Source organism: Aeribacillus sp. FSL M8-0235 (genome assembly GCF_038000355.1).
GTDB lineage: Bacteria > Bacillota > Bacilli > Bacillales > Aeribacillaceae > Aeribacillus > Aeribacillus composti.
Genome location: NZ_JBBOBW010000001.1, coordinates 679140 through 692401 on the forward strand (window position 1 = coordinate 679140; position 13262 = coordinate 692401).

The 13262-nt window shown below is 40.3% G+C and carries 11 protein-coding genes; 7 read left to right on the forward strand and 4 right to left on the reverse strand.

Annotation, left to right across the window (positions count from 1 at the left end; all coding sequences use genetic code 11):
- Nucleotides 1–439 precede the first annotated feature (439 nt).
- A complete protein-coding gene (locus NSQ71_RS03405; protein WP_044899598.1) occupies nt 440–1813 on the reverse strand; it encodes an IS1380-like element ISGsp2 family transposase in 1374 nt (457 codons plus the stop codon).
- Nucleotides 1814–2320: 507 nt separating this feature from the next.
- Between NSQ71_RS03405 and NSQ71_RS03410 the strand changes: the two genes are divergently transcribed.
- Nucleotides 2321–3202: a LysM peptidoglycan-binding domain-containing protein gene (locus NSQ71_RS03410; RefSeq protein ID WP_339198780.1), complete on the forward strand. Its 882-nt coding sequence runs from the start codon at nt 2321–2323 to the stop codon at nt 3200–3202.
- Between the two features lie 150 nt (nt 3203–3352).
- Here the strand turns inward: NSQ71_RS03410 and NSQ71_RS03415 are convergent, their stop codons facing one another.
- Nucleotides 3353–3658 carry a hypothetical protein gene (locus tag NSQ71_RS03415; RefSeq protein WP_339198783.1) on the reverse strand — a complete coding sequence of 102 codons (306 nt, stop codon included), beginning with the start codon at nt 3656–3658 and terminating at the stop codon, nt 3353–3355.
- 419 nt (nt 3659–4077) lie between these two features.
- Nucleotides 4078–4716 (reverse strand): Bax inhibitor-1/YccA family protein, encoded by a 639-nt coding sequence (locus NSQ71_RS03420; protein ID WP_340732880.1) that lies wholly within the window; start codon nt 4714–4716, stop codon nt 4078–4080.
- Between the two features lie 207 nt (nt 4717–4923).
- Between NSQ71_RS03420 and NSQ71_RS03425 the strand changes: the two genes are divergently transcribed.
- Genes NSQ71_RS03425 through NSQ71_RS03435 form a run of 3 tightly spaced genes read left to right on the forward strand, consistent with a single transcriptional unit; the run spans nt 4924 to nt 8545 of the window.
- Entirely contained in the window at nt 4924–5688 is a 765-nt protein-coding gene (locus NSQ71_RS03425; RefSeq protein WP_340734399.1) for an iron-containing alcohol dehydrogenase, read from the forward strand.
- 20 nt (nt 5689–5708) lie between these two features.
- Nucleotides 5709–7109, forward strand: a complete 1401-nt coding sequence (locus NSQ71_RS03430) for a hypothetical protein (RefSeq protein WP_340734400.1) — start codon at nt 5709–5711, stop codon at nt 7107–7109.
- Nucleotides 7106–8545, forward strand: a complete 1440-nt coding sequence (locus tag NSQ71_RS03435) for an NAD-dependent succinate-semialdehyde dehydrogenase (RefSeq protein ID WP_066246827.1) — start codon at nt 7106–7108, stop codon at nt 8543–8545. The genes NSQ71_RS03430 and NSQ71_RS03435 overlap by 4 nt, the downstream gene beginning before the upstream one ends.
- Nucleotides 8546–9262: 717 nt before the next feature.
- Here the strand turns inward: NSQ71_RS03435 and NSQ71_RS03440 are convergent.
- Nucleotides 9263–10441: an MFS transporter gene (locus NSQ71_RS03440; protein WP_340732883.1), complete on the reverse strand. Its 1179-nt coding sequence runs from the start codon at nt 10439–10441 to the stop codon at nt 9263–9265.
- A gap of 208 nt (nt 10442–10649) precedes the next feature.
- On the opposite strand from NSQ71_RS03440, the gene NSQ71_RS03445 reads away from it, so the two are divergent.
- The 3 genes from NSQ71_RS03445 to licT all read left to right on the forward strand — a co-directional run bounded on the left by NSQ71_RS03445 (nt 10650) and on the right by licT (nt 13166).
- Nucleotides 10650–10898, forward strand: a complete 249-nt coding sequence (locus tag NSQ71_RS03445; protein ID WP_340732885.1) for a hypothetical protein — start codon at nt 10650–10652, stop codon at nt 10896–10898.
- Nucleotides 10899–11045: 147 nt separating this feature from the next.
- Nucleotides 11046–12038, forward strand: a complete 993-nt coding sequence (locus tag NSQ71_RS03450; protein ID WP_340732886.1) for a Gfo/Idh/MocA family protein — start codon at nt 11046–11048, stop codon at nt 12036–12038.
- A gap of 297 nt (nt 12039–12335) precedes the next feature.
- A complete protein-coding gene (gene licT / locus NSQ71_RS03455; RefSeq protein ID WP_063389270.1) occupies nt 12336–13166 on the forward strand; it encodes a BglG family transcription antiterminator LicT in 831 nt (276 codons plus the stop codon).
- The last annotated feature ends 96 nt before the right edge of the window (nt 13167–13262 follow it).

Here is a 13262-nt window from a genome sequence, read left to right on the forward strand (position 1 = left end):
TCGTGGAGATGACACTCCGCATCAGGCAAAAGGCCTTACGCCTTTCTCGGAACGGAACGTGCCGGAAATTTTCTCCTTCGTTTTGGCCATCCGCAAATCACGATATAAGGGGCATCTTTCCTCTTGAGAAGGGGAAGGATTTATCAAACCGTTCTCCTTCTCAAGAGGCCACTAAACGAAGTGCGGTAGTAGGGTTTTAAAATTTTTCTTGATTTTACGTGTCTATTTTTTTCCTGAATCCGTGATGAATTGAAATCGACTTTGATTTTGTTGTAATTTTGATGGATTGATAATCCATAAAACCCTTTTTATGCTTATGACCTATGTCATCTCTATTTCCGAAAATGGAACAAATCTCTTTTTTAGGTATACGAACCAAAAAAATAGACAAAAAAGCACAGGGAGTGACGTTGGACATCAGTGCCCGAACATTCGTTCGTTATCTTGCCTCTCTCCATTTCTGATAGACGTTCAGTAGGGGCTCGCTATAGCCACTCCTTCGCGTCAGTTTCATCCAGATCTGTCGTGATCGACGGACGAGTCGCCCTGCCATCGTGATCACCGTCTGAATAATCGTCTTGATGCGGCGGCGTTTCACTTTGTGGTGCAACGGATGTCTCGGATCGCTTAATAGATCTTGTCCAATCAGACGAAGAAGATTGTAAACGAAGGCTCCCATGACCAACACGAGCGCATTCGTTTTCATCTTCCCAGATGGAAGCCGCTCTAAATCTAAGTCGCTCTTCAGTTCGCTATGAAACTGTTCGCATGTCGCATGGTCATGATACAACGCGAGCACATCGCTCATTCGAACATGCTCGTATCCTTTGAGCCGCACCCAATAGCTTTCCACTTCATAATCAGGAACGAGCATCAGCTGTCCATTGCGTTCCATCGTCCGTTCCGTCACTTGGGTGACTTGAACGTACGTATACGTGTTTCCATCGATCGCTGCCTTCTGTGGAAGGCATAGCTCATAGGTTTGTACTCCTTCGCTTTGTCCATCATCGACACGTTTGCCCTTTTGCGAAGCGATCTGGAACCAAAGCGCTTTCGATTCTCGGCGTAAGTTTCGCTTGATGACAAAGTCCACGTCTTCCTTTAGGCATACGTGCACATTCGCTTCTGCATCGTTTCCTGCATCCATGCGAACAAGCAGACGAGATGAAGTCAGTTGACGAGCTCGACGGATAGCGGTGACTAAAAACGAGGGCATGTTGTCTTGCACATGTTGTTTCCCTGGACGCAACTCGGCATGAACGAGATACCCTTCCTTCCCTGCATACGCAAACAACGGTGTAAAACCGTCAAATCCTTTATACGTTCGACTGACTCCTTCTTTTTTCGTATCGGAGTTGTCAAATGGGGAACCATCTATATCAAGGGGAAGCCATGTCGTCTTTCCTTTGGTCCAACAAGGGGACAAAGTGGCATGTCGTTGAATCAACAGACGTATGGACTCCTCCCAAAGAATCGTTTCGGTCATCGGAAGACAAGCGAGCTGATCGAGTCGTTGTCGCAAGGTTGGAGAGGAAGGCACGTGCTGAATCCCCATCGATGCCGAAAAGATATCGTCCTGACGATACGCTTCGATATGATCGAAATCCGTTTTTCCTGTGGCAAGCAAGCCAATCATCGAGCGAATGACATCGCTATGGGAAATGTGCACTTCTCGACGAACCGTTGGAAGCCGAAGTGCGTTTACCCGTTTATCCAGTTTCGTTCGATGGAGTAAGTAGCCAACGAGAGCAAGCCCAGCACTTGGGGTAATCGCTTCATCTGTCAATACAAACCGAATCGGGAAATCTTTCATCACATCACCTACTTGATGAAGAATCGTCAACGTCGTTTTCCCTTATCGTATCAACGGTTTGCGACCATTGTAAAGATGTTTTGTCACGGATTCAGGTTTTTGACATAATACCATTTTCTACTATTTCGTACGACATATAGATCGGTTTGGATAAAGATCGACTGTCCAAGCAATGTAGATCAAGAATGATAAGCTATCAATTCATGTCTGAAAATCCCTCCATATATAACACGAAAAATTTATTTGAGGACTGGATGGAATAGCAGTGAAGCGAGGTTTAAGCGAAAATATGGCAAGGCTTATATTTTGCCTGAGCAATCAGAAGAGAAGGAATTATGCACTGGTGTAACAGTAACTGAAGTGAAAAATGCCTAAATATTAGTATGAAATTTTACATTTTTTTCTTCTTTGAAAAGCAACTGTTATCTATTTAATATCTTTTTGCAAAGCTATTGTTACATAAAATTGCTATGATGTCGTTGTAGGGAAAAGGAGGGATTTTTCATCATGAAAAAAACAATCATTGCTTTTACAGCTGCAGTAGCGACTACGCTTCCATTTGTAGGTCAAGCTTCTGCTGAAACATATAAGGTAAAACAAGGTGATTCTCTTTGGGAAATCTCTAAAGAATATAATGTATCAGTAGCAGATATAAAAGAATGGAACGGCTTAACGACTGAAACGATTTATCCAAATCAAGAATTAGTTGTAAGTGAAAAAATAAAATATACAATCAAATCTGGAGATACGTTAAGCAGTATTGCCGATCAATTCGGTGTGACCGTTTCGTCACTAAAATCTGCGAATAACTTAACATCCGATTTAATTTTTGCTGGTGATGTTTTAATAATTGATCAAGCAGCGAAAGAGGAACGTACAGTAGAAAAGAAAGTGAACAAACCAGTCGTACAGCAAGAAACAACGACGAATGATAAAAACACAGCATCTGCAAATAAAACCAGTACATATGCTGCGAATGAAAAGAGTTTAAAAAATGAAGAAGCAACGTCTTCTTCACCTAAAGAGGAAAACAGCTCTAATCAAACTGTCAGCAAGCAAGAAGTTCAAGCGAGAGAAACTGCAACGAAAGCTCAAGAAGATAACGGAGCGAAAGATGCTGGCGAAACGATTACAATGGAAGCTACCGCATATTCTTTAGTAGGAAATAAAACAGCAAATGGAACTGTATTAACAAAAGACTCAAAAGTTGTATCTGTAGATCCAAGTGTTATACCGTTAGGAAGCAAAGTATATATAGAAGGATACGGGACATATACTGCTGCTGATACGGGCAGTGCAATCCGCGGCAAAAAAATTGATATCCATATGCCTACTGAACAAGATGCGATCCAATTCGGACGTAAACAAGTAAAAGTAACAATTAAATAACTAGATAATACGGGTGCCGAAAGCTTCTTTTTGGCGCCCTTTTTATTTTTTGATTATTACGTTTTGTCAAAAAGGCTAAAGATGCAGAAACTGAAGGTGAAAAGGAAAGGAAAAAATATTGCAGCGATTTTTGGAAGATGAGAACTTAAGCTATAATTGTCTAAGCTTTTTTTCATGCTTCAATGTTTTGCTGGACACGAAGTCGAGGGTTTCTTGTGCGTCTGTTAATTCAGCGCGAATCCCTTCCAATTTTTTCTCTAAGCGTGTAAAGCGTTCATCCACGTTTTTTCTAAAAGATTGCAAATCGTTTTCCAGTTTGTCCATTCTTGATTCCAATTTGTCCATTCTTGCCTCTAAGCCATCCATTCTTTTTTCAAGATGATCAAATCTTGAGTCAATGTGCTCAGAATGCTCTTTCAGCGCCTGCAAAATTGTTTTTAATGCAACGTCTTCCATACGAAAAGGGCTGCCTCCTTTCTTTTAACTATATTTTTTATTATAAAAGATTATAGGTAAAAATGTAAGTTGGAATAATTCTGGAAAATACTCAAATCGGGTATTTGTCAAAAAGAGTTGATTACAGCAAATTTCAGCTGCACGTAACCAGTCAGCCGTACAGGGCAAACGCATTTGAAGCTTGCTGTGAAACGTCGGCAAAAAGAACAAACATGCTGAAATATTAGGCTTGTTGCAAGGACAAAAAAGGTGAGCAGCAAGCAAAAGTAAAATGGCCAAAAAAGGAACCGTAAAAGCTTTTCCTAACGAGTGAAAAGAAGAACTGGCACTAGATGATTCTGAAATAAAAATTGTGCCGGTTCTACAAATTTTTAAACACCCGAAATTTTTGCAAGCAGCTTTCTTTTTTTAGCTCTCCTTCAATCTTTTGAAGAAAGAATGCCAAAGATTCGTAAAATTTGAATGAACAGGTTGATGAAGTCTAAATATAAATTTAGGGCTATTAACGGCACTTCTTCTGGATGAACACCGTAATGCTTCATTCGATTAAAGTCATATAATACGTAGCCGCTGAAAATAAATACTCCTATGAAGGAAAATGCGAGCATGCCGCCTGAGTTCAACGGCCAAAAAAGATTAAGAACATAAATGATCAGAAAAGCGAGCAGGGCAGAAAATAACATTCCGCCAAGAAATGAGAAATCTCGTTTTGTTGCAGTTGCATATACAGCTAATCCACTAAAAACAGCGGTTGTGGCGGCTAGTGCCATTATGACCGCGTGCGCGCCGATTGTTGAAACATAATGCGAGATCATTGGATAGGCTGTAATCCCTGAAATAAACGTAAAACTATATAGAAATGTATAAGAAATAGCTTTTTTTCTGCGCAAAAAGAATGCAAAAATAATCATGCCAAGTTCAATTATGGCAAGAGGCAAAAACAGTGATGGCGGCACATATATTCCCGCTGCCATTCCTAGCATGGCGATAGCCAAAGAAACGGCAAACGACTTTAAAACACTGGGCATTTGTCTTCTATTCGTAGCGTGTGTATACATACTTTCCCCCGCAAATTTGATCTTCGATATGACGGTTAATGTTTTATGCTTTTGATATAATTTACGATTAACTTTATGCAAGGATTCATTTTTTTAATTCAAGTCTTTGCAAATTCGATTTTATTTAAACAATGTTCATTTTTTTGCATCCTTTAGAAGCGGGAAGTTAGAAATCAACTATTCTACTGGACTCGACCTTTCTCAGGGCTGCCTTTAATAGCCATTCCGACAACTGCCGGAACAGGTTCCGAAGTAACGAATATTTCAATCTTGTCGGATACGAAAGAGCAGGTGAAAAAAGGGATTGTCAGTCCGTACTTATTACCTGATGTCGCAATTGTTTCGCCGATCATGACCATTACGTGCCCTCCTAGCGTGACAGCAGCAAGCGGAGTGGATGCATTGGTTCATGCTGTGGAAGCATATATTTCAAAGTTTGCTTCTCCAATTACGGATGCACTGGCAATTGGTGCTATGAAACTTATTTCCACCCATTTACCGAAAGCGTATTCAAACCCGGAAAACATCGAATCACGTGAGGCGATGATTACAGCGAGTCTCATGGCGGGATTGGCTTTTGGTAATGCAGGCGTTGGAGCAGTGCACGCTCTCGCTTATCCTCTTGGAGGACGTTTTCATATAGCACACGGTGTAAGCAACTCCTTGCTGCTTCCATACGTCATGAAATGGAACAAAATAGCTTGTTTAGAAAGATTCCGTGATATCGCAGAAGCGTTAGGAGAAAAAGTAGATCATCTAAACGATGATCAAGCGGCTGATGCAGCGATTGAAGCGATGATCCGGATATGCCGCTATGTGGAAATTCCGCAATCTTTGCGTGAATTTAATATTCCGGAATCCGCGATTTCTGAAATGGCTGAGGAAGCTTTAAAGCAAACGCGGCTTCTGCGCAATAACCCTCGAAAATTAAGCAAAAAAGATATTGAACAAATATACCGTGCTGCCTATTGATAGGAGGGAAAATCATGATCATGAAATGGAAAAATCGCCCGCACGGCGCTGAAACGCCATATATCCCTGCAGGTCCCTTTAAAATACGGCTGCCGTTTATTCATTATCGGTTTGAATGGCCCGATTATGTGCAGGGTTTGCTCATGTGTGCGGTAGACCTTGGGGCTATTACTCTTTTAGCGGATCATTTAGGGATGCCGTTTGAAGTGGCTCTCGCTGTTGTTGTATTGAATGGACTTTTATATTTACTGCATCATCTGCTTGGTGACCCGGTCATTCCAGGTTGGGTCACTCCCGCGATTCCATTGATTGTTTTGTTTGTTAAACAATTTCCTGAAGGTGAGGACCGAATATATGCACTCATTGCATTTCAGTTGACTCTTGGAATTTTATCCATCATTTTAGGAGTAACGGGACTTGCCAGCAAAGTGGTGCGTTTAGTGCCTGACGCCATTAAATCAGGTATTATACTGGGTGCCGGAATTGGAGCTGTCGTATCGATTTTTGAAGCCGGAGGAAAGTTTGAATCATTCCCGATTACGATCACAATTTGCATTGGCTTTGCGTTTTATCTAATATTCTCTAAACATTTCGAAAAATTAAAGCAAAAAAACAAAGGCTGGGCTTTGTTGGGGAATTTAGGGATTTTACCTGCTATTTTGATAGCTGTTTTTGTAGCGCCTCTTGTTGGAGAAGCGAAATGGCCGGACATTCAATGGGGTTTCAGTAAACCAGATTTCGCCACACTTTGGGCGGAATATACGGTATTTGGCCTGGGCTTCCCTGCGTTATCGTTTTTCGTGAAGGCAGTTCCTGCTGTTTTTGCAACGTATTTAGTTGTGTTTGGAGATGTGCTGAAAACGAAAGCTCTCCTTTCTGAATCTGATGTCATACGTACGGATGAAAAAGTTGATTACAATCCGAACCGCGCCCACTTAATATTTGGTGGCCGAAACATTCTGATGAGCATGATCGGCCCTGATATTACGATGTGCGGTCCGATGTGGGCTGCTATGCAAGTGGTCGTGATTGAGCGGTTTAAAAAAGGTAAAGAAGCGATGCATTCGTTTTTCGGCGGAGCAGGATCGTTCCGTTGGGGTACAAATACTGGATTATTTTTGCTGCCTATAGTAAGTTTAGTACAACCGATACTTGGGGTAGCTTTAGCTTTGACATTGTTGGTGCAAGGTTATGTAAGCGTTCGTATCGGTGTCATGCAGTCCCGCAGCCAGCGTGATCTTGGAATTGCGGGGATTGTTGGTGCAATCCTCGTCATAAAAGGAGCAACAATGGCTTTTGCTGCCGGCATCCTTTTATGCATCCTGCTGTATGGGAAAGATTTTCTGCGCGGAGAAAACGACCGCATATTTACGCACCACTCGAATGAAGAAAAAGAAAGAGAGGAGATTCAAGCAGTATGAAAGAACAACCATTGACAAAAGGGCTGTATCTTAACGGAGAATTTGTTCAGTTGGATGACAATTTTGCCGTTCAAAACCCTGCCACTTTTGAAACAGTTGGTTATGTGCCGAACGGAACCGCCAAGGAAGCAAAGCTGGCTGTCGATGCAGCTCACGAAGCTTTTAAAACTTGGTCAAAAACGACAGCCTATGAACGAGCAGAATTGCTGGAAAAATGGTATAAGCTCATAAATGATCGGCTGGAAGTGTTGGCATCCACGATGACAATCGAGCAGGGAAAACCGCTCGCCGAGGCGAAAGGCGAAATACAATATGCAAACAGCTTTGTGAAATGGTTTGCAGAAGAAGCGAAACGGATTTATGGCGAAACGATTCCGGCATCTGTTCATTCGAAGAGAATTATCGTTCAAAAACAACCTGTTGGAGTCGTTGCTGCCATAACTCCTTGGAACTTTCCGGCGGCGATGATCACACGGAAAGTCGCCCCTGCCCTTGCAGCTGGATGCACAGTTGTCATAAAACCGGCTGAACAAACACCGCTTACAGCACTTTTATTAGCAGAATGTGCTCATGAAGCAGGTTTTCCAGCAGGTGTCATCAATGTTATAACGACTGAAAAACCAGCTGAAGTCGTTGATGTTTGGATGGAAGATTCACGCGTTAAGAAGGTTACTTTTACAGGGTCTACTCCAGTTGGAAAGCTGTTAATGAGAAAAGCAGCGGATACCGTAAAAAAAGTATCGCTTGAACTTGGAGGATTGGCACCTTTTATCATAACAGAAGATGCAAATATTCAAGAAGCTGTAAAGGGCGTTGTGCAATCAAAATTCAGAAATGCCGGTCAAACGTGTGTATGCGCCAACCGGATTTATGTCCATGAGTCAATTAAGGAGCCGTTTTTAAAAGCATTTCATGAGGCTGTTTTAACACTGCAAGTAGGGAATGGCCTTGACGAGAAGGTAGACATTGGACCGCTTATTGACGAAAATGCAGTCAAAAAAGTTCAACATCAATTAGAAGATGCAGTCGAAAAAGGCGCGAAACTCCATGAAGGACCTTCCGTGAATATGGACAAAGGATATTTTATGAAGCCGGTTGTAATCTCTGATGTAACAGATGATATGTTGTGCATGCAGGAAGAAACATTTGGTCCATTGGCACCGGTCAGCACATATTCAGATGATGAAGAAGTTATCCAACGTGCAAATGGTACACCATTTGGTTTGGCTGCGTATGTTTACACCCAATCTCTCAAAAAGGCTGTTTGGTTTTCTGAAAATCTAGAATACGGCATTGTCGGAATCAATGACGGCCTTCCGTCTGTCGCCCAAGCACCTTTTGGCGGAATGAAAGAGAGCGGCCTTGGAAGAGAAGGAAGCCACTACGGGCTGGACGAATTCCTAGAAATTAAGTTCGTTTCTCTTCAATTAATATAATTTTGAAAATCCAAAAAGTGTGGAAAGAGGGTAAAAACACCCTCTTCCATGCTTTTAGCTACAATAGAAATCATGATCTAACACTTTTTCATAAACCCATTCATTTGGCTAATCCATTCTAACTGACAGCCTTCCGAATTTTCTATCAGGTTTTGTTTGCTGACTTAACAATATGAATTTTAGCTATCACAATTGACAGTTTATAAGGGTTCCATATATCAATTGCTACAAGTTTTATATATCAAGCAAGATTTGAAAGAAATCGAAAAATTTCATATTGTTCGATTGTATTTTCGATGACTATTTTCATTGCTTCCACCTTGCTAATTTTGATTATTTGAAAAGCCCCTGCTTCTTTTACCTTCATTGTCACTTATTACATCTCTGCGTTAGCAACTATAAGGTGTTACGCAACGTAAAAGTCAATAGAAAAAGATGTTATTTTCTGGAGCTTTTTTAAAGATGAAAGTTGCCATATTTTTATTTTGAAAAGTGGCATTTTTTGAGGGATTTTACGTGAAATGGGCTGTGTAAAACAGTGGACAGTTTACAGGAATTCCATGCAATTTTCTGCTTGTGACATGCTGATCTATCTCTAATTTTTATGGGAATTTGCACGATTATCCGAACACCATAAATTTTTTCTTAAAAAAACGCTCAGCTCTTCCGACAGGCTAAGCGTTTTTTTCTGCACTAATCTATTATACTTTCTGACGGTTAAAGACGTTTCTCAGCATACCGAATAAAAGGTACGCTTGATAGCAATAAAGCCGCGATAAACAAGATGACTCCCGCCCAATGGAAATGAATCCAAAAATAGCCCCCAAATGTACCAACTAAGCTTGATCCCAAATAATAGAATAAAAGATATAAAGAAGATGCTTGAGCTTTATTCTTATCCGCCCGTTCTCCAATCCAAGCGCTGGCAATGGAATGACAGCCGAAAAAACCATATGTAAATAGTGAAATGCCGATAATTTTCACCAATACTGGCGGAAAAAGAGTCAATATGGCTCCGGCAATAGTCAAAGCGACGGCAAAAATTAGCGTGGCTGAATGGCCGTGTTCATCAGCTTTTTTGCCTAAAAATACAGAGCTGAAGCTTCCGAAAATGTAGACGATGAAAAGGAAGCCAAGCAATGATTGGCTGAATGAATAAGGAGGCTCGCTCAGTAAATAGCCAATATAATTGTATAATGTCACAAAGCTTCCCATAAATAAAAAGCCCAAAAAAATGAGAGATAAAAGCGGCTTATTTTTTAAGTGTACAGTATATGCCTTTATAACAGCTTCTATATTAAACGGCTTTTTTTCGCTATTCTTTGGTGTCGGTAGAATAATAGCAAAGACGATGCTTAAAATAAGAGCTAGCGCTCCGATGGAAAATAAAGCGGTCCTCCATGAAAAAAAATCTGTCAACAAGCCAGTGATTATTCGGCCGGCCATTCCGCCGATGCTTGTTCCGCTTATATACAATCCCATCACTTTGCCAATTGCAGTTGGATGAAATTCTTCTGCTACATACGCCATAGCGAGAGAGGGGATGCCTGCTGAAGAAATTCCAAGCAGTGTTCGGAATACAACAAGCAAAGGAAAATTTGGGCTCATAGCAATAAACATAGAGAGCATGGAAGTAAGCAGCATCGAGATGATCATGATTTTCTTTTTTCCAAGAACATCTGACAAACTAGCAGCTACCAGCATCATAAAAGCCAGTGTTCCGGTTGAAGCCGATACGGTTAAACTGGCTGATGCGGCAGAGATATGAAATTCTTTTGAGAAAACAGGCAGTAAAGGCTGTGTTGTATACAAAATGGAAAAGGTGACAAACCCGCCGAAAAAAAGAGCTATGCTGGCCTTTACATATTCTGGACTGTTCATTTTTATGTATACCATTGGACTCGCCTCTTTCCATTATTTCCAAATATACTATACATCTAATAAGCTAAACTGTCTAATGCAACGAATGAAGTAGAGGCGAATGACAATGAACGATAATCTGTACGAAATCACTTTTAAGGGCCGACTAGTCGAAAAAAACACAAAAATTCAATCATAAACAAAAATTTAAATCTAGCAACATTCCTCTTTCAAAAACTTGCAAATGTCAAAGCCAACATTCCCTCGGCAACCGAGTGATTTGCCGTATTTGCTGCTGAAGGAATTTGAGCACCGATTCCATTATGTGTTCACACAAGCAAGGGAAAACATTTATACGATTGTTCCAATTGGTCCGGTGGCAAAAATATTGCAAGTACAAACAAACATCTTCAAACATAAAAAGTTGGCAGGCGGTCAATGTTCTGGTGACGGTGGCAGCAACGGTTTGAATTCTTGTGAAGGAAGCTGCTGAAAAGTTGTATGGACGCTGTGTGAAAATGTGGTAAAATATAAAAAAGCGTTTTCATAACCAAAAAATATTAATGTAAAATCAAAAGAATTTCAAAAATAATTGACAAGATTATGTTTTTTCAAAATTGATCTGGAGGGGATTTAGAAATTGAAAAAAACTCGTTGGGGAATAATAAGCACAGCACAAATCGCTAAAAAGCAGTTGATTCCTGCGATTCAAAGATCTAAAAATGCTGTTGTGGCGGCGATAGCAAGCCGATCCGATAAAGTGATCGGGGTGGCTGATGAACTAAATATTCCGAAAGCCTATAAAAGTTATGAAGACTTGCTAAAGGATCCAGATATCGATGTTGTATACATACCGCTGCCTAACCATTTGCACAAAGAATGGATTGTGAAGGCAGCTGAAGCAGGAAAACATGTATTATGTGAAAAGCCGGCAACGCTGACAGCTGAGGAAGCGAAAGAAGCGGCAGCCGTTTGTGAAAAAAACAATGTGAAGTTTATGGAAGCGTTTATGTACCAATTTCACCCACAGCATCGAAGAGTTCGAGACATCATCGCATCAGGTGAAATTGGCGACGTGAAATTAATGAGAGCCAACTTTTCGTTTTATTTGGATCCTGCCTCGCAAAATATTCGTTTAAATTCTGATATGGGCGGCGGCAGTATTTATGATATTGGCTGCTATTGTATTCATTCGATTCGAAATATTATTCAAGCCGAACCGGCTGAAGTGAGAGTAGATGCTGAAATAGATCCTGTTCATCGCGTTGATACGACGGCTGTCGGATATATGGAGCTTGACAATGGAGTCAAAGCCGTTTTTGACTGCAGTTTTAACGCGAGTTTTTCAAATGTTTATGAAGTGGTCGGAACGAAAGGTTCTATTCGCGTTCCAAGAGCCTATCGACCTGACCGCCAAGGAGGAGAAGGCTTAATCATTGTTGAAAAAGAAAATGAGCAGAGAATCGAAAGCATTGTAGCGGATCAATACGCTCTTCAAGTTGAGCATTTTTCAGATGCGGTGCTGCATGGAAAAAATCCTTCCTACACAAGCGAAAATATGATCCAAAATATGACTGTAATTGAAGCTTGCTATGAATCGATCAAACAGGGAAAAAAGATTTCGCTCAAATAAAATGACAAAACGGCGGGGCATGTGTTCTCGCCGTTATTTTTTATCATTTTGACCAATAGAAAGCGTACTGGACAGAAGTGAATTCACCTCCCCTTATCGTCGGGCTGTACCCAACGCATGATGGCGGACTCTTACTATGAAAAAAAACGAAAATCTGCTTTAGCAATCGAATTTTTGTATTGACAAATCCTAATAAATCGTAAATTCTCTTAATTAAGGACTTCTTTCATAAATAATATCGAGTGCATTTTGCAATATATAGGTATAATAGCATCAAACTAAAGGCAGGGGGTACGCGTGAAAATCGCAAAAGTGATTAATAATAACGTGATCAGCGTTATACAAGATGATCAAGAGCTGGTCATCATGGGACGAGGGATTGCCTTTAAGAAAAGACCTGGCGATGAGGTTGATGAAGACAGAATTGAAAAGATTTTTAAATTGGAAAATCAGGATATGGCCAGTAAATTTAAATCGCTATTGTACGAGGTTCCGATGGAATATGTAAAAGTAACGGAGGAAATGATACAATACGCGAAAAATAAACTTGGCAAAAAACTGAATGATATTATTTATATATCGTTGACAGACCATATTAATTTCGCCATAGAACGGCAAAAACAAGGGATAAAGATTGTGAATCCATTACTTTGGGAAATCAAGCGGATATATAAAGATGAATTTCAAATCGCTTTGGAAGCACTGAAAATGATTAAAGACAAATTGGCGATTGAACTGCCTGAAGATGAAGCCGGTTTCATTGCGATGCATTTCGTCAATGCTGAGCTGAATGAAGAAATGACGGATGTCGCCAATATGACAAAGATTATTCAAGATATACTGAATATTGTAAAATACCATTTTAAAATTGAGCTTGACGAGGATTCATTAAATTATTTCCGTTTCCTTACCCACTTGAAATTTTTCGCGCAACGGCTCATAAACAACATGCTGCTGAAGAGCGACGATGATGAATTGTATGAAATCGTAAAAAATAAGCATCCGGAAGCTTATGCCTGCACGAAAAAAATAAAAGATTATATTCAAAAGGTGCATGGCCATGAAATAACTTCGGAAGAAAAACTATATTTGACAATTCATATTGATCGAGTCGTGAATCGTAATTAAACAAAATCTCAGCTTCTCGTAAAAATTTTTAAATGAACTGTTGACAGGAAATGAAAGCGTATGCTAATTTGTAAATAACAACCGAATAGAAACCAT